This is a genomic window from Leptolyngbya boryana PCC 6306, assembly GCF_000353285.1.
Taxonomy (GTDB): domain Bacteria; phylum Cyanobacteriota; class Cyanobacteriia; order Leptolyngbyales; family Leptolyngbyaceae; genus Leptolyngbya; species Leptolyngbya boryana.
In genome coordinates, this window is the sequence record NZ_KB731324.1 from 4,772,081 (window position 1) to 4,792,073 (window position 19,993).

22 protein-coding genes are annotated in these 19,993 nt (G+C 50.1%); 11 read left to right on the forward strand and 11 right to left on the reverse strand.

Going from position 1 to position 19,993, the window contains the following annotated elements; genetic code table 11:
• Window positions 1-103 precede the first annotated feature (103 nt).
• The 3 genes from LEPBO_RS43005 to LEPBO_RS0123760 form a co-directional block, all read right to left on the reverse strand.
• Complete coding sequence (locus LEPBO_RS43005; RefSeq protein WP_148664728.1) at window positions 104-292, reverse strand: hypothetical protein; 189 nt, start codon at window positions 290-292, stop codon at window positions 104-106.
• 72 nt (window positions 293-364) lie between these two features.
• Window positions 365-694 (reverse strand): hypothetical protein, encoded by a 330-nt coding sequence (locus LEPBO_RS0123755; protein ID WP_017290093.1) that lies wholly within the window; start codon window positions 692-694, stop codon window positions 365-367.
• Between the two features lie 7 nt (window positions 695-701).
• Entirely contained in the window at window positions 702-1,115 is a 414-nt protein-coding gene (locus LEPBO_RS0123760; RefSeq protein WP_225903968.1) for a hypothetical protein, read from the reverse strand.
• Between the two features lie 361 nt (window positions 1,116-1,476).
• Between LEPBO_RS0123760 and LEPBO_RS0123765 the strand changes: the two genes are divergently transcribed.
• Complete coding sequence (locus tag LEPBO_RS0123765; RefSeq protein WP_017290095.1) at window positions 1,477-1,800, forward strand: hypothetical protein; 324 nt, start codon at window positions 1,477-1,479, stop codon at window positions 1,798-1,800.
• The gene (locus LEPBO_RS43405) at window positions 1,793-1,963 is read left to right on the forward strand and encodes a hypothetical protein (RefSeq protein WP_017290096.1); all 171 of its coding nucleotides are present in this window, start codon (window positions 1,793-1,795) and stop codon (window positions 1,961-1,963) included. The genes LEPBO_RS0123765 and LEPBO_RS43405 overlap by 8 nt, the downstream gene beginning before the upstream one ends.
• A gap of 10 nt (window positions 1,964-1,973) precedes the next feature.
• Here LEPBO_RS43405 and LEPBO_RS38080 read toward each other — a convergent pair whose 3' ends face one another.
• From LEPBO_RS38080 to LEPBO_RS0123785, 3 genes are read right to left on the reverse strand one after another with little or no spacing between them, the layout of a single operon-like run.
• Complete coding sequence (locus tag LEPBO_RS38080) at window positions 1,974-3,266, reverse strand: phage terminase large subunit (protein WP_017290097.1); 1,293 nt, start codon at window positions 3,264-3,266, stop codon at window positions 1,974-1,976.
• Window positions 3,226-3,786, reverse strand: a complete 561-nt coding sequence (locus LEPBO_RS0123780; protein ID WP_017290098.1) for a terminase small subunit — start codon at window positions 3,784-3,786, stop codon at window positions 3,226-3,228. The genes LEPBO_RS38080 and LEPBO_RS0123780 overlap by 41 nt, the downstream gene beginning before the upstream one ends.
• An 11-nt stretch (window positions 3,787-3,797) precedes the next feature.
• Complete coding sequence (locus tag LEPBO_RS0123785) at window positions 3,798-4,031, reverse strand: hypothetical protein (RefSeq protein ID WP_017290099.1); 234 nt, start codon at window positions 4,029-4,031, stop codon at window positions 3,798-3,800.
• A 162-nt stretch (window positions 4,032-4,193) separates the two neighbouring features.
• Between LEPBO_RS0123785 and LEPBO_RS0123790 the strand changes: the two genes are divergently transcribed.
• Both LEPBO_RS0123790 and LEPBO_RS0123795 read left to right on the forward strand, forming a co-directional pair.
• The gene (locus LEPBO_RS0123790; protein ID WP_017290100.1) at window positions 4,194-4,568 is read left to right on the forward strand and encodes an SWIM zinc finger family protein; all 375 of its coding nucleotides are present in this window, start codon (window positions 4,194-4,196) and stop codon (window positions 4,566-4,568) included.
• 12 nt (window positions 4,569-4,580) lie between these two features.
• Entirely contained in the window at window positions 4,581-4,853 is a 273-nt protein-coding gene (locus tag LEPBO_RS0123795; RefSeq protein WP_017290101.1) for a hypothetical protein, read from the forward strand.
• Window positions 4,854-4,888: 35 nt separating this feature from the next.
• Here the strand turns inward: LEPBO_RS0123795 and LEPBO_RS0123800 are convergent, their stop codons facing one another.
• Together LEPBO_RS0123800 and LEPBO_RS0123805 are read right to left on the reverse strand one after the other, a co-directional pair.
• Entirely contained in the window at window positions 4,889-5,125 is a 237-nt protein-coding gene (locus LEPBO_RS0123800) for a hypothetical protein (protein WP_017290102.1), read from the reverse strand.
• A gap of 27 nt (window positions 5,126-5,152) precedes the next feature.
• Window positions 5,153-5,404 (reverse strand): hypothetical protein, encoded by a 252-nt coding sequence (locus LEPBO_RS0123805; protein WP_017290103.1) that lies wholly within the window; start codon window positions 5,402-5,404, stop codon window positions 5,153-5,155.
• A gap of 15 nt (window positions 5,405-5,419) precedes the next feature.
• Between LEPBO_RS0123805 and LEPBO_RS40285 the strand changes: the two genes are divergently transcribed.
• Window positions 5,420-7,240, forward strand: a complete 1,821-nt coding sequence (locus LEPBO_RS40285) for a sigma-70 family RNA polymerase sigma factor (RefSeq protein ID WP_017290104.1) — start codon at window positions 5,420-5,422, stop codon at window positions 7,238-7,240.
• 6 nt (window positions 7,241-7,246) lie between these two features.
• Here LEPBO_RS40285 and LEPBO_RS0123815 read toward each other — a convergent pair whose 3' ends face one another.
• Genes LEPBO_RS0123815 through LEPBO_RS0123825 form a run of 3 tightly spaced genes read right to left on the reverse strand, consistent with a single transcriptional unit; the run spans window position 7,247 to window position 8,316 of the window.
• A complete protein-coding gene (locus LEPBO_RS0123815; RefSeq protein WP_017290105.1) occupies window positions 7,247-7,834 on the reverse strand; it encodes a response regulator transcription factor in 588 nt (195 codons plus the stop codon).
• Window positions 7,835-7,885: 51 nt separating this feature from the next.
• Window positions 7,886-8,128, reverse strand: coding sequence for a hypothetical protein (locus LEPBO_RS0123820; RefSeq protein ID WP_017290106.1), 243 nt, complete (start codon window positions 8,126-8,128; stop codon window positions 7,886-7,888).
• Window positions 8,125-8,316, reverse strand: coding sequence for a hypothetical protein (locus tag LEPBO_RS0123825; RefSeq protein ID WP_017290107.1), 192 nt, complete (start codon window positions 8,314-8,316; stop codon window positions 8,125-8,127). The genes LEPBO_RS0123820 and LEPBO_RS0123825 overlap by 4 nt, the downstream gene beginning before the upstream one ends.
• A 96-nt stretch (window positions 8,317-8,412) precedes the next feature.
• Here LEPBO_RS0123825 and LEPBO_RS0123830 point away from each other — a divergent pair, with 96 nt between their 5' ends.
• From LEPBO_RS0123830 to LEPBO_RS0123855, 6 genes are read left to right on the forward strand one after another with little or no spacing between them, the layout of a single operon-like run.
• Entirely contained in the window at window positions 8,413-9,207 is a 795-nt protein-coding gene (locus tag LEPBO_RS0123830) for a hypothetical protein (RefSeq protein WP_017290108.1), read from the forward strand.
• A 44-nt stretch (window positions 9,208-9,251) separates the two neighbouring features.
• Window positions 9,252-9,872, forward strand: coding sequence for a hypothetical protein (locus LEPBO_RS0123835; RefSeq protein WP_017290109.1), 621 nt, complete (start codon window positions 9,252-9,254; stop codon window positions 9,870-9,872).
• 57 nt (window positions 9,873-9,929) lie between these two features.
• Window positions 9,930-10,394, forward strand: coding sequence for a hypothetical protein (locus LEPBO_RS0123840; protein WP_144056253.1), 465 nt, complete (start codon window positions 9,930-9,932; stop codon window positions 10,392-10,394).
• On the forward strand, window positions 10,391-10,687 hold the full coding sequence (locus LEPBO_RS0123845; protein WP_017290111.1) for a hypothetical protein: 297 nt from the start codon (window positions 10,391-10,393) through the stop codon (window positions 10,685-10,687). Before LEPBO_RS0123840 ends, LEPBO_RS0123845 begins: the two co-directional genes overlap by 4 nt.
• Window positions 10,680-11,030, forward strand: coding sequence for a hypothetical protein (locus LEPBO_RS0123850; protein ID WP_017290112.1), 351 nt, complete (start codon window positions 10,680-10,682; stop codon window positions 11,028-11,030). Before LEPBO_RS0123845 ends, LEPBO_RS0123850 begins: the two co-directional genes overlap by 8 nt.
• A 5-nt stretch (window positions 11,031-11,035) precedes the next feature.
• On the forward strand, window positions 11,036-19,993 hold the full coding sequence (locus tag LEPBO_RS0123855; protein WP_017290113.1) for a phage tail tape measure protein: 8,958 nt from the start codon (window positions 11,036-11,038) through the stop codon (window positions 19,991-19,993).

The following is a 19,993-nucleotide window of genomic DNA, read 5'->3' on the forward strand; positions in this document are numbered from 1 at the left end:
AGCTTCGCTGTCCTGCTCTCAAGTATTGCGCTGTGGCGCAAGCAATGGAATTCATATTACTCGCGGAAGCTTGAAATCGGTCACGCTGTCCGATTTGGGAAGATCAGCGATCATAGCTTTCACCGTTACTTCCCAAAGTACAGCAGGAACCCATTACGCCAGCTTTTACAGGGGCTTCCAAAGTAGCCACTAAGCGGTACAAGCCCAACGATTCCCCACCCCAAAAACTTGCCGCCGTCACTTTCATCACTTTGTACGCGGCACAGGCGGATGAACAGCCATTGCAAGACATAGAAGTTTAGAAAATGCATCACGTTACGCTTACCTCAAAAAAGCTCGAATACCCCGTGAATCAAGAATCGCCTTAGACGAATAACGTAAACCTTGCAAACCAAAGATAAGACCGATCGCTCCTAATCCAAAGCTCAGGCTCTTCTAACAAGAACTCATGGCCAGAGTCAGCCTTAATCCTGATGGGGGATAGCGCCTTGATTTCGCTCTCTAACTGAAGCCTGTCAGAAGTGTAACCGCCCATTGCTGGCAGCGCCTGCTTAGGATCAAAAGTGAGAGTGAATTTTGTCTCCGCCGAGGCATCAGCATCGCACAAAAGCAGGAAATCTTTAATAATCTGCTTGCGATCGTCGGGAACCGCCGCGTCACTAAACTCAACTTCTCTAATCTCGACGTAAGCCATAATTTCTCTAGTAAATCAGCAATCGGTGAGGAAAGCCCGGAAGCGTAGGGCTAAGAGTATTCTCGAAGATAAGCGCCCTAACTCGAACATCTATCGATCTATCCTCTATCGCATTCCGATCTCGCTCAACCCGCTCTTTGTTAATTGCTAGGCAAATCTGATCGAGGGTTGGCAACTCACTCCAGACTCCTAAAGTTACTCGATTAATGTGGTCATAAAGCTCGGCTTTTTGAATCACTGGAAGTTGCCTTCTGACCTCAGTTAGATGTCGATCGTAGTTTTCGGCAATCTCGATCACACTTTCCCCGCTAAACAGGACAGTGAGTTTAATTTCTTGACTCATAATGCGATCCTCCGGCTTTGGGAAGCGATAGCGCAAGTCGGACAGCGTGACCGATTTGCGCGGATTTGTAGACACCACAAAATTCAGTAATTACGCCCAACTATCTTGGAGCGGTGGACACTACAATAAAAGCATGAGGGAAAACAGTTTATCCCCCTCAAAGGAGAGGTTAACAACATAGTTCAGTCCAATGGAAACGGGAACGGTTCTCAAGACTACAACCCGTCGAAAACTTTCCACCACATCTACGAAGATACCTGGCTGGAAGATAACGACGAGGAACCGGGTCAAGAGAAAATCGTGAGTACAGACGACCTGTTAAAGGAAGTCGGTGACGACGATGACTCTGAAACGCGGGATCTTAAGAACCGTAACTAGACCGTAAACAAGGCTCCCCAACTCGCACTTGGGGGGCTTTCCTAACCGGAGAATACCTCAGATGACACGAATTATCTACCCTAGTTATTTTCGAGTTGTGAAGCGAGATCGAGAGGGGTGGCATTTTCGCCACGGCAAAGTGTTCTACGGCCCATCTGATCGATCTAGCGACTGGGTTGAAAATCGAGAGCAGCTTTTTGGGCTGAGTGACGAGACGATCGCGGTAGAGCTATTCCGCCTCAAGCTCGGCGCGGAAGGTTACTATCTCGCAAATTTGCGCGATCGACAGTATTACTACTGCGGCAGTGATCTCTCAGATGTTGCCGCCACTTTACGTCAATTTGGAATTGGTCGGGGTGAGCCGACGGGAGATACGCATGAGTGAGGAGCCAAAGCGGGGGCGTGGTAGACCTCGCAAATATGAGAACTCCAACGATCGCCAAGTGGAGTGGAAAAAGCGCACCGACTTTGAGAAGTCAGAGAAACGGCGCAAGTATAAAGCAGAATGGGCCGCTCGTAAGCGAAGGCAGCAAGCTGGGGAGCAGTGACTCAAATCGGTCAGCGTGACCGATTTCGAGATCTTACAGATCCAATCGGCGCGGACATCTCATGACTGACCTCAGAGATCGGCATCACCTTCGATATGAAATAGCCCGAAGAATCATTAAGGTGATCAAACCCCTGTGTCTTATCCGGCTGCCCATCTTTCCAAACCTGCTGCTCTAGGCACTGCACATACTCAGGACACCGCAGCGCGTTCACTCGATAGCGGCGCTGCCCCTTCGCATTGCAGAAGGCCGCGTTCATTGCATTAATGCGATCGCGCACTGACGGATTTGTCTTATCTACAATGACCTCGAAGCCCGCCTGCTTCAATAGCGCGATATCAGACTCAGAAGCGTTCTTAGTGCTGCGATTATTCCCGCTCGCGTCTGGATAAACCTTGATTAATCCTTGCTTCGCGTGGTCTGGGTAGCGCTCCTTAATCGCGACAATCATCGCAGGTGTGTCTTGAAGATTCACAAATTCATCCACGGCCCGCGGCTCCTGCATCCGAAAAACATGAACGACCGCCGCCATTTTGCCCACGTTGAAATCCATGCCGAGATGTAGGTATTCGAGATCCGGTTCATCCAGGCAATTGTTCAGCGCGCGATCGAAGCTGGTATAAATCGCGCCTTGGGTCAGGTTTACAAATTCCCCATTCAGGTAAGCGCGAATCAGTTGCGGCGGATAGTTTTCGAGCAGCGACTCGATAAAGTCCTCCGGCAGAAACGGATTATCGGTTGATTTGGCATGAATAAGTCTGCGATCGCTTTTTCCCGCCGCCTCTTTCACAAAGAACTCCCACAGCAGCCCGAAACCTTCGGGCGTACTGACGACAGCCACTTGCCGCACCTTACCGACGCGAATCCGCCCCATTAGCAACTTGAACGCGGGTTTACTAATACGCGGCTCAACCACGTCAATTTCATCAACACAAGCAAAGCTGAGGTTATTGGCCCGAATCCGCCGCCAGTTCTCAAAGCTGCGAACTAAAACGCGAGTTTTACCATTCGGGAAAAACAGGGTGTAGGACGGCAAGGGAGACGCACGAAATTTGTAGGGGATACCCAAAGCCTCAAGCTGATCATCCATCTCAGGAATCAGCGTGTCATTTGCGAGGGTATGCGTTGGACTGTAGAGCGCTCCATCCGTTCCGACATTTTTTGAGGCTAATAGAATCGTTTTCAGGATTAGGCTTTTGGTCTTTCCTGCTCCAAACCCTGCGACCAACGCGAGATATTTACTCGTGAAATCGTTGCAGAAACTAAGCTGATGCTTCAGAACTTGCGTCTTCGCTATCGTCATCGGGTGTAATTAGTTCTAACTCAATACCATCGGGGGCAGATTCTTCGACTTGTTCTTTGAATATTCCGAAGCGATCGGCAAGTTTTTCTAAAGCTCTCAATTTATCGTGCATCGCGATCGTCGTTGTTACTTTTTCGATTGGATTCCCGTCCTTTACTGGAATCGTCATCGTCGTTACGCTAATCGATTTAATCGCGGCAGTGACATCTTTACCAAGTGTTGCTGAGTCTTTCAGCTTGACCCCGCTTTCGTTAAAACTAATCACATCAGTGATGTCACACAAGGCAATGCGGATAAACTCTGTGAGGACACGATCGCTGTCAATTTGCAGTCTTTCCGCTTGTCTTGCCTGCAATTCGGCAAGATAAGCCTGAACGTTAACATTCGCCAACAGCCTAGAAGCCGCAGACCGCCCCGCTTTGTCGTTTTTGGGTTGGTATCCTGCCCGTCGATACGCAGCAGCGGCATTGAAATCGATCGCGAATTGTTCTGTAAATCGTTTCTGTCTCGGGGTCAGCATTACTAAAGGGTCTATTCTTCGGTGCTTCCGTTATACGTTAGATCATTGTTTTCTGAGACATGCAGCAAGCCATCTTCGATTAACTGGCGTTTTACTGCATTACGAATGTAGGTTTGTCGATCGTTGATCTTCGACTTATCCCTCAGAATTTGTGTGACTTCACTTGGAAACCGCACGGTAATAGGATCTTCCTTGCGAGAGGTTCCAACCCCGAAACCTTGGAACTGATGATCTTCGATCGGCATTTTTCAGGTCTATTAAACTTCTTGTCTAGGGTAGCGTGTATACACGTGGATAAGCTCAGTGTTTGTACGTTACTCAGCTTTGATTAAGTTCCGTAGTTCTATCGCTCTCATTTAGCGTGTGTACACGGCAAGATGGGCATATCAGCAACTAGGAAAAACGATATGTTCACCAAATCCGCAGCAAAAAGAATCCTCGCAAGCCTCGCTACTAAAATCGAAGCAGTTCGCGAACTGAAGAACGTCGTTCAAGTTACCTACAGAACCCGCAAAGGTCGCTGCTCTACCTTCATCAGCAAGAAAGCATTCGAGCGGGATTTCGTTGAGTTTCGCAAGGCTGGCGCAAAATCACTCATTGTTGAGACTGTTAAATTTCAGTCTGGCGTTTTCAATGTCTACAACACGGAAAAGAAATCCCAGTACGTTGTGAATACCCAGTTTGCTTGCACCTGCGAAGATTACCAGCAACATCAAAAGCCCTGCAAGCATGTGTATGCGGTTCTTGGAGTGGGTTCTCTTGCTGATGCGATCGCGGCTTAAGGAGTACAAATCATGACAACTAAGCAACAGCAACTTTTAGACTTACAAATCAGCATCGCTCGTGAAGAATGCCAAAAGCAATTACGGGAACTCGTCAAAGACGCAGTAGTTGAACCGGTTGAAAACGGCTTTGTGGTTCACAACTATCGCGATCGTAAAAAAGGAAAACCTAAAGATGCTTGGATTCCAAGTGCTCAAACATTGATTAGTCAGGATTTCTGGGTATGTCACCCCTTCCCTGAGAATCTTTACCAGTTTGTAGGCGAATGGCTTAAAGAGAATTGAAATCGGACAGGCTGACCGTTTTCAAATATCCAAACTCAGCACAACTCTGTGAAACCCTTCAGAAGATTCTGTGCTGCTCGACTTAGCTCAGGTTGCACCCAGACGGGAAGTTCTAGATTATTCGCGATCGCGTATTGCTTGGCTTCTTTCAACACTGCATATCGTTGCGACGGAACCGCGCCGCGAACATAACCTCTCAGGATTTCAGCCAATCTCTTCTTGACTTGTACTTGGGTTGGTTCGGGAGCAATCTGGCGAAGGTGGGGCAACATTTTTCGGTCTTGTTTTGTGAGGTTCTCTTATACCTCACGATTCTCTGTTCGGTTTGGATTTTGCAAAGCCGCACGAATCTCCAAGAACGGAACATTGTCCGAACTGCCCCAACCGTAGTTTCTATCCCAGTAAATGAAGCTTGACCAACCGCTTAGACGATCGACTAAAATCCAAGTCGGAACTTTCCGGCGCTTGCGAACACTCCATCCGCGCGATCGTAAATAGCTCATCACGCGCGGATCAAGTCCGTACTGTGGCAAGTAGCAGTAATTTGACATACTTTCGACTACACAATGACAACACAAACGAGGCGGGAAATTCAGCGCATCGCTGAACAAAACCTTAACTTGGTTCGCAAAATTGCCAGCAGGTTTAGCAGTGAGGCTGAGACGTTTGATGATTTTGTAAGTATTGGGACGATCGGCTTAATGAAAGCTGTCGAGCGATTCGATGAATCGAAAGGGTTTGCGTTTAGTACCTTTGCAGTCCCGTACATCAAAGGCGAAATCCTCCACTACATCAGAAGCGCTAAAGGAGAGTTGATCCGACATCGCCGAGGTGAACGACGGCAATATATTCAGAGCCTTGATGCTCCGCTTAGCTCGGATTCAGAAACAACTCGACTAGACATCGTTGCTGACGATCTTATTGTTGTAGAACCCGATGACGAGCAAGTTCAACTCAAGGCAATTCTGAATCAATTAACTTACCCGTCACGTGAAGTCCTTCTCCTAACTCAATTAAACGGACTCCGAAAGAAAGAAGCTGCTGCATGGTTTGAAGTTGATCCGACGACAATTCAGCGCTGGTTAAGCAAAGCACAGGTCGAAATTGAAGCAGCCAAACAAGATCATCGGTTCAAGACTCAGACCTACAAGCGAGAGCGTAATGCACTGCCTTATCGTGACGACATTAGCAAAGAACTTGTGTTCCCTGAATTCAAATCACGCTGTCAGGTTTGCGATCGCATATTTGCGCTCTGGAAGAAACCAAGTCGCATTCCCCAAACCTGCTCTAGTGTTTGCGCCCGCAAGCTCTCTGCACAAGCGAATTCTATAAACATATGGAGCGATGCCGAACTAGATTTTCTTAAATCAAGAATCGGCAAGATGCCCACAGCAAAAATCTATGAGTCATTCCACGTCGCGGCTGCTCACCACGGATGGACAGATCGCACTGATGTTGCTCTAAAAGTTAAAATTACGCGCCTTGCAAAATCCGTGAAGTGTGTTGATGACGGATGGAGCATGACCGATCTCGCTAAACGGTTAGATGTCCCAGTAGATCGTATTCGTGTCTGGAAAAAGCGCGGACTCAAAACAGAGATGGTTGCGCGAGGCATAACAGGTCAATGTGTCATTTATCGAGTTGCGCTACATGAATTCTGCACTGAGCATTTTTGGCGGTTCTCAGGCATTGATATCGATAGGTTGAGCGAGATTTTAGGAGATCGCGCTCTTGCTGAGAAATGCGCGGCTCAACCCCTGAAAAAGAAGCGTGTTGAGGTACAAGATCTTAGATCGAAGAAGATTTACCGGAGTGCCCGCGAAGCTGCGAGAGTATTAGGGGTTGAACGTCAGTTTGTGCTGCGTGAGATTAAGCGAGAGGAGAACGCACTGCTTAAACAAAGCCACGTCGAAACGATTGGTCATTCTGAGCTTGTTCCATCGATCGATGAACTGAAAAGGCGAACCTCGCTGATTGATCCATCTCTACCAATGAAAGTGCGCGTGTTCCGTTCTCCTGACGGCAAACTATACGAAACCAATAATCTCAACTGGTTTGCACAGGTACATGGTTTACAATCTCCTTTACTGTCATCGCTTGCAAACGGGTTTCAGGATTCTCATCTCGGTTGGACACGTCCTTTTGGTTCCTATCAACTGCGGCTAATTACTCCATCCAAACGAGAGGATGTGGTGGTGCAGGAAGGTACAACAATTTTTGATCTAAATGATCCGGGTGATCGGCTGCGAGCTTATCTTACTCCAGATGAAGGGATGCAAGTTTTCGTGATGCCAGAAAGTACGATCTTGAAAGATCCCGAAACCAAGCTACGGGAATACGCGAAGCTGCACAGACTTGAAATTATTTGTTGCAAAAAGAGAGGCTGAAATCGGTCACGCTGTCTGATTTGATGAGTTTCCAGGTTGCAAGCTCCAACCCTGCTTCCAATGGTTTTCGATTACGACACCTTTCGCTCTGAGTCGATAGATATATTGCTTTGCATCATCAATTGTCGAGACTCCTAGAAACTCGCGAATCTCTGAAGCAGTTAAAATTCGCTGTGAATTATCAACAAAGAATTGATACAACTGCCTTTGTCTCTCAGATCTGAAACGGTTCTTTTCTTCCGGGATTTCTTCGACTTCTAAAAGATGCCCTAATGCAGCGTTGATCCTGAGCATCACCTCACAAAAATCAAACGGCTTTTTGATATATTCGATCGCTCCATTACGAAACGCCTTTGCAATCTCGTAATCGCACTCATCACCAATTACAATTTTGGGGGTTTTCCGAGAAATACTTTTGATCTTTGGAGCATCTATTAACGCTGCAACGATCGAATCTTTATCGAATCTCGAATTCCAATCAACAAACTGAAAGTCAAGACAATATCGACTCAGATACTTCACCAGCTTGTTGTAATCCGTGAGAACAAGAATGTCTCCGCTCTTAGCCACGATCTCTTTCACTTGATAATCCATCGCCAGCGCTCCGAGTTTGGATTTCTCGGAGCCGCCGGACGCTGAAGAGATTTACTCTTGCTTTTCTATTCCTGGCAGCCCATTTACCGCCAGTACAACCTTGCTCAAGTCCAGTTCCTTCACCTGCTGAGTGAAAATCTCCCCAGTTTGAACTTTAACTTCTGTGCGGCGGGGCTGATAGCCGTAGTTCTTTTTCCCGTCCTCCTCGGACACTACTGCCCAGTCAGAGGTTTCATACTCGACTTCGCAGACCTCTTCGATCGTGACTTTGTAATGCAGTGTCTTTCTGTTCATTGTTGATATCCTTGATTCTTAATCCACACCCCGATCGCTTCCTTGTTCGCAATCCACCCGCGCAAAACAGTAGACATATCTAAGCCGTGTCGATCGCACCATTGCTCAAAGTCCTCTTTTCCAGCCTGCTCAATGTAAAAGCTCAGCTTAGCTTGATTTTCACGCTTCTGTGAGTTTGTGTTGCTCATTTCAGGAGCATTTCGGGATTAGTTCGTGAACATTTTGAACTATAGCCGCTAAATCGCCATTAGAAAGGGTCAACAACTTTTGAACCCCAACCTATTATGACGATTCGCAACTTTGAAGCAAAAGGCTTCTTTACCGACAACCCAGTCATCGGACCTGGTTCCACTCCAACACAGAAAGCATTAATCGACCTACCGATTATCAGTACTACCATCTCGAAAGAAGTCGAAGAAACCGAAGTCGAGGGAACCGTGGACGGAACCTGTGAGGTACAAATCCTCGATACCATCATCACGAGATCGACTTGGAACGTTTCGTTTGAAGTTCAGAAACTTCGCTCTGATGCGATCGCTCTATTGATGGGCGAAACTTGGGCGGCTGCTCCAAACAGCAAAATCTCTAACTTCAAAATGACCTCAGTGCCCGTGATCGGAGATCCTGAAATCACTGACACGAAGCTGGTAGACGCTGAAGTTGATGATGTCAAAGTCTCTGTTTATGCAGGTGGCACTTGGGGTTTACCTCGCTATTTAGAAGTCGTCACGACTGGAACTCCGACCGTCAATCAGGTTCTACTTGACGACACCGCTGGGACACTCACCTTTAACGCAGGACTCGCAGGCGCGCCGATTAAGTACTCGGTCGATGAAATTGTCGCATCGGGTCTAGAATCCCTCGGCATTGCTGATTCGCCACGGCGGTTGAATAACCTGTTATTCCGCGGTGTTCTTTGCTCGACTGAGCCTGAAATCGTCATGGTTGAGATGGACTTATCTCCCTCCGGTGGCTTCGAGCTTCCGATCGGTGGAGATCCCGGAGTGACACTCGAATATCGCGCTGTGGTCAAAGGCGCAAATCGTTCACCTGTCCGCATGTTCCGAAAGGCTGCATAATTCCTAGACGGTGGCGCACAGCATTCCTCGCCACCGCCTGAACTATGGCTATTCGAGAATTCTTTAAAGACGAAATCCACTGGCGCGATCGCACGGGTAAACTCCGCATTATTGAGGGTCTGTCTCTGCCCAACCGACTGCGGTTTTTAGAATACCGGGCGATCGCTTGGGGCATCATTCAAGCCAGCCCCGATTTACCAGGGTCAGTGCTGTATGACTCGAACCGTGAGTTTCGCGATCGCGCAAATTCAATGCTGTTACTTGCAGGCGTTGATCCGGAGTGGTGCAACTGGGAATTACTCGAAGGACTGCTATTTCGGCATGAGGGCAATGATGGTCTGATTGTTCAGATGGAGTTTCCCGCCACTGATCCAGAAGCAAAAATTGTCGAAGATCCCTCGAATCAGTATCACCGCGCGATCGCGGCTTTGATGCTGCTAGAGATGGACTTTGCCAAAGCGAAACAAACTGTTGATTCAACCCCGTGGAATGAATTGCAGGGCGTTTTAGAGCAATTCTCAGCAATGCGATCTGGAAAGCCGAAACAGGCAGAAATCAAAGATGAAGATGTCCTGAAAGCCTGGGGAATGACCAGACCAACCGAGCAGCAAGCAGAACCCATTACCTCATTCGAGCAGATGGGATTTCAAGAAATCACAATTTGAAAACGGACACGCTGTCCGATTTGAAGTATGGAGATTCGATACAGGCGGACGGACTATGTGGCAAATCGATTTAAATCGTTACTGCCGCAGATTCAAGACGCGATCGAAACTCGTTTTATTGATGCTGCGGCAACCCTGCAATCTGACACCCCGCAAGATACGGGGAAAGCGGCAGGGGCGTGGGATATCAACACGCGCTTAAAAGGCAAAGATATTGAACTCACGATCGTCAATGACGCTAAAACCGAAACCGGACAGCCTTACGGATTACTGGCTTTAGAGGGTCGCGCACCGGGTAAATTCCCGCCCTATGGCGACACTTCGCATTTAGCAAGGTGGGCAAAAGTTCGCGGGATTCCGCCTTTTCTCGTCGCTCGTAAAATTGCTCGCGAAGGAACTGAGCGTTTCAAAGATGGACCGCATCACTTTAGTCAGGATGGTCAGCCCGTTGAAGACGGGGCGATCTCAACCGCGATAAAACTGGTAAAACAGGACATTCAACGGATTAAGGAAAAATCATGACCGAGCATTTAGAGCAACTGACAACCATCAAAGCCTATCTTGCTGATGCCCTACTCACCGAGCGCCCAGCGATTCCGCCCAGTATTGATGAATCCCTCGCGATTTTGCAGCAAGCGCAGGAGCAGACCGATCCCAACATCGCGACCTTAATGACCACGATCGCTTCTTTACTATCTGCTAATGCGGTACTCAATGCGACAAACGCTTCCCTTCAGCAGCAGGTGAATCAAAAGGATTCATTCATCGCTCAAGGTCTGCAAATCCTGGAAGAGTTGGTTCCGACCGATGTTTGATGCAGAGTTCCCCAAGTTTCGATTCACCGATCGCGACGGGTGGAGCCGCATTATCCCAGGCATCAAAGCAACCCAATTCGATGAGTTCCGCGAACTCTATCGATTGTTCTGGCGGCGCTGTCCTCAAGGGGTGAACTTTATCGAAGCAATCTCGCGGGATGAAGAACTTTATAAAATCGCGCTCCATCTCTGTGAACTCGCAAACATTAAGCCCGAATGGTTAAGCCCACATATTGTGGCGGGCTTAGTTCACTCCTACACCGACTCAACTGGAGCGCAGCATTTCGGGGTGCTGCAAAAGCTCTATTTTCCGAACCCTGACGATGTGATCCCTAAAGGTTAAGAGCAATGGCAGTTTCAGAAGAAATTTTCGAGTTTAAGACCACTGGCTTAGGCGACATCATTAGCGCTTACCGCCAGATTGAGCAGGCTCAGAAATCAATTGAAACTGCCACAAAGCAGGCGACCGCAGTACTAGAGCGGCAGGAAGCGGCAATCTCGCAATTAGTTCGAGGCGGGCAGGAACTAACAAGGTCGAACAGCGCAGTTACACGATCGCTCAAAGATGTCCAGTCTGGATTATCTGACCAGCTTGCGCTTGAACGCCAACTGGCCCAACAAATTCGAGCCACGAATGGAGCCTACCGCGATCGCTCTGCCGCGTCAAACAATCCTGATCCGCTCGGAATTAGCGGGGCATTGACTGATTCGATTACCAGCTCGATTCAAAAGGGCTTTGAGAATCTAAAGCAGGGCAACATCTTAGGGACACTGGGCAATATTGCCGCCGCGCCGTTTAGCGCGATCGGATCAGTAGCCTCGACTGCTCTATCAGGGATTGGGTTTGGTCTAGTTCAGTCGATTACGAACCCAATCGGTGCTAAGTTCGGGCAGGGGTTATCGAACGCTTTAGAAAACTCACTTTCTCAGAGTGTGGGGAGTTCTGAACTACTGGCTGAGAAAGTAGGAGGCGCGATCGGATCAGCGATTACGGGCGCGGTTTCATCTCGGCTGCAAGGACTGCCGGATATTCTTGAGGCGCAAATTGCCAAAATTGACGACAAAGAACTTCGTAAAAAACTAGAGAACGTCTTAGCGCAAGTTCGGGAAGCGCCGGGGCAGTTACGGCAAAGTGTCACCGATACGATCGGGCAAGACAACATTTTGCGAGAAGGGCTTGCGGTGCGCGGCACTCAGCAGCAATCACGCGAAGCTCGAACCCCGCAAATTCGGGAGCAGGCGGTACAAGAATGGCGGCAAGCTATCGAGCAATTAAGCCGCATCGAAACCGCCGCAACTCAAAGACTCGCTGCGCTAGAACAGCAGATTCAAGAGCGCCAGTCTGAATTTAATCAGGCGCAGAAACGCTATCAGAAAATCAATCAGAAACTAGATGAGGCGCAGAAGTCCGGGCAGTCAACCGAGGCAATTAGCGCGATCGCAGAAGATCTGAGATTTGCCGGGGCTGATTTACAAAGCCTCTCGCAGACGATTACCGCGCTGTCTAAGTCTCGTCAAATTGCAACTCGCGCAGTTGAGGAGGCGCGCCAAGCGAGTATCACAGCGAGGGGACGCGTTGAGCAGGTTTTACCAGAGCGACAATCCCAAGCGTTTCTAGATGTTGCTCAAGCCACGCTTGGAAACATTAACCCTGAAAAGCTTCCCCGCTTAGTCGTGAATGATGCGTTACTGAAGCGCGAGAACGCAGCGTCACTCTACCAACCTGCGCTAAACGCGATCGTTGTTACTGGGGAGATGTTTGAGGCGATTCAAAAAAATAGCCTCACCGAAAAACAGATCCGGGTCTTATCCGAGGAACTCGCGCACGCTCAAGATTTTGACTTTGGCTCAGCCCGTGGAATTGATGCGGCAAGACAAAACCGTGTCGTTACAGAGCGTCAGGTGCAGGCGACTCAGCAAGAGCTTTCACAGATTGCGCCTGAGCTAGGAAGATACGCGGCGGAGCGGCGCGCAGTAGAACTTAACGCAAAAGTTCAGGCGAGTCGCGGAACTGAGCGGGTCTTGCAGCAACGTCAACAACAGCAGAATTTACAGGCAATCACCGATATTGCTGCGCAGCAAGATATCGCGCCCGTAAAACAGCAGTTTTTGACCGCGATTAAACTTCTACAAAGAACCGCGGCGGAGCAAGGAGCAGACTTAGGGCAAACAATCGCTCAGTACATCCAAATCTACGAACAGCAATTCTCAAAAGTTCGCGCAGTTTCAGAAAAAGCAGCTCAGCAGGCGGGAACCGCAACTGAGGCGGAGATCGCCCAGTTGCAGGCGGAGTTACAGCAGGCGAACACCGCCGTCAAAGCCGTCATCACTTCGATTATCGGCAAAATCGAGAAACTAAAAACCCCAGAACCCCTACAAATCCCTCTCGATCTCAAACAGAATGAGCGCGAACTTGTCCCAGTTGAGCCTCGCGCCCAGGCGGAGAAACGCACTCTCAGACAAGATCAGCCCACAATTCGAGAGCGGGCTGCATCCGTTGCGGAAGGGGCCGGGCAAGCTGCTCGCGCCGTAGCGGAGGGAGCGCAGAAAACCGTCTCTACAATTCGTCAGGTCGGGGAAACGCTTCAAGCTCCAGCAGCGGCTTTAGCTCAGGGCGCGGGGGCAGCGGCCAAGGCGACAGTTGCGATCGCGAAAACAGGGTACAAAGTCGCGGAAGCGATGGAAGGCTTGGCGCTGGATATTATCCCCGCTGGTCGCACCATTAAATCAGTCGGTAAAAATGTCGCCCTTCCCGCCGCCGCATTCGGAGCGGCAACCGCTCTTTTACCCGGCGGCGCTGCAACAGTCGGAGCAGCTACACAACTTGCATCATCCGCGCTAGTTCCGCTCGGAAACGCAGCAAGTGCGTCTGCCGCAAGTGCGATCGCGGGAGCAGTGCCGAATGTTCTCGGATTACAAGGCGCGATCGCGGGATCTGTTACCGCCGGGATTGATGTTGCCGTTGCAGGCGCATCCGTGGTTTTAGCAAAAACAGGTGTAGCTGTAGTGGGCGGGCGCACTGTTGCCGCTCTTGCAGGGCGAACAGCGCGAGTGATTACCGACGCGGTAAGTGATGCGATCGACAAAGCGGCGGTCGCAACTGATGCGGTTAAGGTCAAAGCTGATACCGCAGAATCAAGAGTGCAGAACCGCGGGGCGATTGATGTCGCCGCAACCTCTGTTCAAACCGGACAGGCTGACCGAATTGAGCCGAAAGCAACTCGCCGAGAAATTGACGGCGCGATCGCACAAGCGAAGAAGTTAGACCAAGAATTTGCCGCAGCCTATCAAAAACTGAAAGAAGCGATTAAGTCTGGAGACGCTCGATTAGTCAATGCTTACGAAGAAACGATTCAGAAACTTGCGCTCAACGCAAAGCGCGACATTGACGGGCTGATTGAGCAACTGAAATCAGCGGGGGATAACTCTGGGGCGATTGGTCAACTCGGGGGCGTGAAAGGTCGGCTCTCCCGAAAAGAAGGATTAGTCGCCAAAGAAGTTGGCAAGTTCCGCAAGGAACAGGCTGCAAGAGGCGAAGACCTCAACGCCCAGGCGTTAGATCTCTCGGTCGGACTGGGCAATCTAGATGAAGGGCTGTTGGTACTCAAACGGGCGGCGGCTCGAACCGCTGATGCCCTCAATAGCGCGATCGCATCTTTCGCAGAAATTGAGAAGCAGAGCAAGCTCAGCGACACCGTTAGAAACGCCGCTCAAACTCCCAAGGTTCAAGCCGTAGCCAAAGACTTAGCGGTGAATACAGCAGGCTTCGCCGCCTCATCACTTGCCGCGAATCAAGGGAGTGTTGCAGGGCTGGCAGCGGACGCGATCGGAGCATTAGCCGCTCGAACCGCAATCAACACCCTCAGCCCGCTCGCGCAGGCATACATAGAACTTCGCAAATCTGTCGAGTTTCGCGAGAAGTCGAACGCGGAAAAGATTGACGCGATTCGCAATTTAGTCGAAAAGTATCGCGTCTCAGAAAAACAGCAGGCGGATGAACTGTTCGGGGATATTGCCGGATTTGGAGTCGGGAATTTAGCGGCCCAGCTTCCGATCCCTGTTCCGCTCAAGGGCGCGATCGCAGCGTCTGCCGCTGTTCCCAAACTGCAGGCCCTTCGCGATCGCATCTCCGCCCAAACCCGACAACCGGATATCGCAAGAGGCGAGGATCTTAACGCTCAGGCTCTAGATCCGGGTCAGGTGTTTTCGTCGATTGATGGAAAACGTAGACGGCTGCTTGAGACACTGGAATTACAGCTTTCAATCGCGATCGACAAATTACAAGATCGCTTCAGAAAAGTAGGAGACACGCCGGAGCTAGACGAGAACCTAGTCAATGCGGCGGTTAATAATTACACGAAGCTGATCGATAAACTGACTAAAGCAAAAGTAGATCAAATCGATCGGATTGACGAGCAGCTCTTTAAGCGGTTTATCGAGGCAACGCAGAAGCAAATTACATCAACGCAAGGAGTCATCGATCGGCAAACGACACGGGGAACAGGCGGTGTCGATGTCACAAGCGTTCTCGACGATTTGGTTCAGAAAGAGTCTCAGGATTTAATTCGTCAGAACCAAGAAAACCTGAGAAAAGCGCAGCGCCAAGCCTTTGAAAATGAGCGCAAAGGTCTTGCCGCAGTCGAGGGAGATTTAGCACTGTTGCGGGTCGATGATCCGGTTGAAGGTCAAAGCCTCGTCAGGCAGTTGAAACTCTTCTACGGGCGGCTCACAGCGGACATTCAGGAGAACGTTCGTAAACGACTGGATTCGCTTCTCACTGAGTCGCAAACCCTTGGCGCTGATATCGGTACAAGTCAGGCTGTATTCACCCAAAGGGGTGATACAGCGCAAGCCCAAAAACTAGGGCAGGTACAGCAAAGATTGAGTGCGGCGCAATCTGAAGCGCAACAAATACTGATCAAGCCGAGAGTTGAAGTCACTGACAAAGATTTAAATCGGCTCAAAGATTTAGAGCGCGAGATTCGAGACGTTTACAAAGCGGTCAACCTTCCCCCGCCTCCGGGGGGTGGGTTCTTAGGCGGCATTGGTGAAGACGCGGCGCTTTCAGGCGGGAAACTGTCCGGTATTGCCGGGTTGGGCGCGGCGGCTGTGGGCTTGGGCGCGGGTCAGTTTGCTCAGCAGGCTCTCGGTGCTACCGCGCGACAGGCGACCGAAACGTTCAAGGAATTTGCGAATTTTGACCAACAGCTAAGAACGTTTGGGGTGGTTTCGCAGGCGAGTCAAGAGCAGGTTGGAAAATTAAGAGCAGAAGTTGATCGACTTGCTGGTTCGACCACCTTCGGGAACAAGGAAATAGCGGCGGCTTCGATTAATTTGGCAAAACAGGGTTTCAACGCAGATCAAACAACTAAAGCCTTGAAAGGCGTAACGCTGTCAGCAAGCGCGTCTGGTGAGTCCCTAGAAACTACGGCGCAGGTAATTGGCGTTGCTCTGAACCAGTTCCAGCTAAACGCCACTGAATCCACAAAGGTTGCTGACTTACTCACTCAGGCTTCTAACGCTTCCGCCACCGGAACCGCTCAAATTGGCGAATCACTGAAATACGTGGGTGGGCAAGCGAAAGCTTCCGGTCAAAGTATTGAAGAGACGATCACTGTCCTCGCGTTAATGGCGGCTTCTGGGTTAGACGCTTCCAGCGCGGGCACAGGGCTTGCAGAGGCGCTGAAACGAATTAACCTTGCCTCCGCAAGTGCGACAACCGAGATGGAGGAGCTGAAGTCTCGCGGGTCAAAACAAGCGATCGCCGCGTTCCAACTCCTAAACCAGGAAGTGCGCGGGGCTGACGGCAAACTCCTCCCGTTCACTCAGGTTCTACAAAAGCTAAAAGCGAATCTACAAAACTTCCCGAAACCAGAGCAGGAGTTAATTTTAAGCGCTTTGTTTGGCGTTCAAGGATCACGCGCTGTGCTTTCAGTGATTGGTCAAACCGACGAGAAAATCAAGTCTACGATCGGGACAATGCAGGAGTTTCAGGGAGCGTCCGAGAAAGCTGCGACCGCGTTAACCCAAGGGGCGCAAGGAGCGATCGAGAAATTCACGGGCGGTTTAGAAAAAGTAAGAATCCAAGCTGGTGAAACAGCGGCGATTGCGTTTGTCCCCCTATTAAACGCGGCTTCAGCCCTGATTGACGGATTTACGTCTCTTCCCGCCCCGGTTCAGCAAATTGTGATTGCGGTCGGCGGACTCGGAACCTCAATCACTGCTGCAACAATTGCGATCGCTGCATTCAACATTGCCAACAATTCAATTATCGGAACTGCGGTTAGATCTGCGGCAGCGTTAGTTGCTGACACGGCGGCGACAGTAACAAGTGCTGTTGCAACAAAAAGCTTAACGAGCGCGAAAACCGCACTCGCGATCGCGACCGGAACAGCAACTCAAGCCCAACTTGCGAGCGCCGCCGCGTTTGGAAAAATGGCACTGAGCGCTGGCCTAGCGGTTGCGGCAGTGGCGGCGGTTGCGGCAGTGGCCGACACCTACTCTTCGATTCGCAGCGGGGCGGAGGACGCGGTAAAAGGGCAAGAAAAGCTAACTGAAGCTCTCCGCGTATACAACTTGGAGAACGGCAAAACCAAGCCACCAAAGAACACAGTTACACCCCAAACTGAGCAGCAAGGTGTTGAGCAGGCAGGCAAGGAGTTAAACCCGTTCCAGCAGGGTTTAGATGCCGTTCGAGGCGGACTTCGCGATCTAACTGGAATTCAAGCAATTTCGACTGCCGCTCAAGAGCGCTACAACAATAAGTTGGTTGAGTTTGGAGATTTGCTAACTCAATCGGACTCGATTATCCGAACAGTTCAAGATTCACAGCGTAAGCTCGCAGCACTTCAGAAAAAAGTTGCTGAGGGGACAGCAACCCCAGAGGAGCAGAAACAGCTCAACGCTGAAATTGAGCGTAATAAGGAGCTTGTGAACGCTGCTGTAGAGTCTGTCAAAGGTGCTAAAGCTCCAAACGCTCAACTTGAAGCTATCCAGAAAAATCAGCTTGAAACACTGAAGGGTCTAAGCGAAAGCTTAGATAAGGCTGGGCAATCCACCCAGAAAGGGACAGTTGCTATTCAGGGGCAAACCAAGGCGAACAAAGACCTTGTGGACTCAATTAAAGACCGCCTGGACTTAGGTGAGCTAACGCAGCAGCAGGCTTTAGCAGAGCTTGAAGCGGTTCAGGCGAACACAAAGAACAGTCTTGACCAACGCCAGAAGGCTAAAGCCGCGATCGACAAAATTCGCAAGGACGAGGTTGAAGGGGCTAAGAAGGCTCAAGAAGAACAGCTAAAATCTCGACAGTCCGCAATTGAAGCTGAAATTACTGCTATTCAAGCAGGACAGGCTCAGATTGAAGCACAGCAAATCGCAGGGAACCTCTCGGAAGCCGAAGCGGACAAGCAGTTAACTGCGCTAAAAGTTCAAGAAATCCAGAAACGGATTGAGGCTGCTCGCGCAGTCCAAGAACTGGGAACCGACGAAGAAAGGCAGAAAGCTGTATCTGAAGAAATTAAGTTGCAAGCCGAAATCGCTAAGGTGCAAGCTGAGGCGCGTAAACGCGAGCAGGAACGCCGACTCAAAGATATCTTGGAGGCAAACGCCAAGGTTGAGGCTGCAATCAAACAGTCTCAAACCGCTCGAATTACGGCAACCCGCGAGGCTGAGTTAGCCGCACTTCGGCAAGGTGGGGCGAATCGCGAACAAATTGAGCGCGATACCCAGAAGCAAATTGCCGCGATTCAGCTCGAAGGAACAAGCCAAGAACTCGACGCGAAGAAGAACGCCCTCGCGCAGATTCAGAAAGCTCGCGCCGCTGGAACTGTTGACCAGAAAGCAGCTGCTGATCAGGAAAAACAACTGATTAATGAGATTTCGCAGCTCAATCTACAGCGGCTCGACGCTGAGAAAGCTGCATTGCAAGCGCTTATTGCTGAACGGGTTCGAGGAATTGAAGTTGAACTCCAGCGCGCCAAACTTCCACTCGAAGCTCAAGCCGCTGGACTTGGAAACGTCAACACACTACTTCAGCAGCAATCGAACCTATTGGCCGCGCAGCAAGGCTTAGAATCCGCAATTTCTAACTTGAGATTGCAGCGGTTAAACTACGCCTTAGAAGATGCGAAAGCCGCGGGTAAGTCCGCGGACGCGGCTGCAATTCAAGCCTCAATCTTTGCTGAACAAAACGCTCAATTAGAACTGCAATATCAGCAAAAACTCGCACAGTTAGAACTAAGTGAAAAAATTAAGGCGAACGAACTTGAAATCGCCAAACTTCAGGCGGATATCGCTGTTTTAGATGCGAAAGCGGCAGTTCAAAAAGCCGAGGCTGAAGGTAAATCTAGAGAGGAAATTGCGGCATTACAGCAGCAGCTAGATCTCAAGCAAAAGATTCAAAGTCTGAGTCAAAAAGCTATTGATAATCAATCAGAAATTAACGCCCAGGCTCGTGAGCAGTTAGCCGTTGAGCAGCAAGCGGCGAGAGAGCGCCAGTCTCGCGAGCAGCAGAAAGCGGCTCAGGAAGCACAGAAAGCCTCCATCTCTCAAGGCGGGGGAGGTTCAGCGGGTGGGGGATCTGTAAAACGGGCGTTCAATCTATCCGGAGAACAGGTTGGGCAGTACGATCGTGCTGGTCAAGCTTTCTCTCAAATCCTTGCGAACAATCAAGCCAGGGATGATCAGCAAATCGCGCTACTTAGACAACTGACAAGTGGAGCGCTAGGTAGTAACGAGAAGGCGTTTCTATCTGCGAGGGCAGAGGACGCTGGATTTAAGGGGGTTTCTGAGCTAGCTCAACAACTGCAAAAGATTGATCCGTTTAAACTGGATGCCACAATTCGGAAAACTCAAGAAGCGGGCGGCAATGTTATCGAGGCGCTGCAGGCTTTGACCAAAGGGGCAGACGAGGCTTCTGGAAAGTTGGGCGGGTTACCCAGTCTCAAAGCGCGCCGTGATGGCGGTTCAGTTCAGGCAGGGCAACCGTACCTTGTCGGTGAGGAAGGGCCAGAGCTGATCACTCCAACCCGTAGCGGCTGGGTTCACACCGCGCCTGAAACCTCTCGGCTACTGTCTGGATTTATGCCCCGCGACATTGCCGCGAGCCACAGCCTGCCTGTTGCGACGGTGGGGGATAAGTCGCTACTGAAAGAAATGCAGCGAATGAACGGTTTTATTGAATCGCTTGCGAATCGGGCCTCATACCCGCGCACGTTGGTTGTGCAGTCTGAAGCCGCTCCAATTAGCAGCGCCGCTAAAGTTTGGTCGGATATCTCTAAACACAACTTGCAACGGAAAGGGTTTTGA

Bases quoted from the DNA above. Each gene is read 5' to 3' on its own strand.
- LEPBO_RS43005 (WP_148664728.1), bottom strand. From the start codon at position 292: ATGTCTTGCAATGGCTGTTCATCCGCCTGTGCCGCGTACAAAGTGATG.
- LEPBO_RS0123755 (WP_017290093.1), bottom strand. From the start codon at position 694: ATGGCTTACGTCGAGATTAGAGAAGTTGAGTTTAGTGACGCGGCGGTT.
- LEPBO_RS0123765 (WP_017290095.1), top strand. From the start codon at position 1,477: ATGACACGAATTATCTACCCTAGTTATTTTCGAGTTGTGAAGCGAGAT.
- LEPBO_RS43405 (WP_017290096.1), top strand. From the start codon at position 1,793: ATGAGTGAGGAGCCAAAGCGGGGGCGTGGTAGACCTCGCAAATATGAG.
- LEPBO_RS38080 (WP_017290097.1), bottom strand. From the start codon at position 3,266: ATGACGATAGCGAAGACGCAAGTTCTGAAGCATCAGCTTAGTTTCTGC.
- LEPBO_RS0123780 (WP_017290098.1), bottom strand. From the start codon at position 3,786: ATGCTGACCCCGAGACAGAAACGATTTACAGAACAATTCGCGATCGAT.
- LEPBO_RS0123785 (WP_017290099.1), bottom strand. From the start codon at position 4,031: ATGCCGATCGAAGATCATCAGTTCCAAGGTTTCGGGGTTGGAACCTCT.
- LEPBO_RS0123790 (WP_017290100.1), top strand. From the start codon at position 4,194: ATGTTCACCAAATCCGCAGCAAAAAGAATCCTCGCAAGCCTCGCTACT.
- LEPBO_RS0123795 (WP_017290101.1), top strand. From the start codon at position 4,581: ATGACAACTAAGCAACAGCAACTTTTAGACTTACAAATCAGCATCGCT.
- LEPBO_RS0123800 (WP_017290102.1), bottom strand. From the start codon at position 5,125: ATGTTGCCCCACCTTCGCCAGATTGCTCCCGAACCAACCCAAGTACAA.
- LEPBO_RS0123805 (WP_017290103.1), bottom strand. From the start codon at position 5,404: ATGTCAAATTACTGCTACTTGCCACAGTACGGACTTGATCCGCGCGTG.
- LEPBO_RS40285 (WP_017290104.1), top strand. From the start codon at position 5,420: ATGACAACACAAACGAGGCGGGAAATTCAGCGCATCGCTGAACAAAAC.
- LEPBO_RS0123815 (WP_017290105.1), bottom strand. From the start codon at position 7,834: ATGGATTATCAAGTGAAAGAGATCGTGGCTAAGAGCGGAGACATTCTT.
- LEPBO_RS0123820 (WP_017290106.1), bottom strand. From the start codon at position 8,128: ATGAACAGAAAGACACTGCATTACAAAGTCACGATCGAAGAGGTCTGC.
- LEPBO_RS0123825 (WP_017290107.1), bottom strand. From the start codon at position 8,316: ATGAGCAACACAAACTCACAGAAGCGTGAAAATCAAGCTAAGCTGAGC.
- LEPBO_RS0123830 (WP_017290108.1), top strand. From the start codon at position 8,413: ATGACGATTCGCAACTTTGAAGCAAAAGGCTTCTTTACCGACAACCCA.
- LEPBO_RS0123835 (WP_017290109.1), top strand. From the start codon at position 9,252: ATGGCTATTCGAGAATTCTTTAAAGACGAAATCCACTGGCGCGATCGC.
- LEPBO_RS0123845 (WP_017290111.1), top strand. From the start codon at position 10,391: ATGACCGAGCATTTAGAGCAACTGACAACCATCAAAGCCTATCTTGCT.
- LEPBO_RS0123850 (WP_017290112.1), top strand. From the start codon at position 10,680: ATGTTTGATGCAGAGTTCCCCAAGTTTCGATTCACCGATCGCGACGGG.
- LEPBO_RS0123855 (WP_017290113.1), top strand. From the start codon at position 11,036: ATGGCAGTTTCAGAAGAAATTTTCGAGTTTAAGACCACTGGCTTAGGC.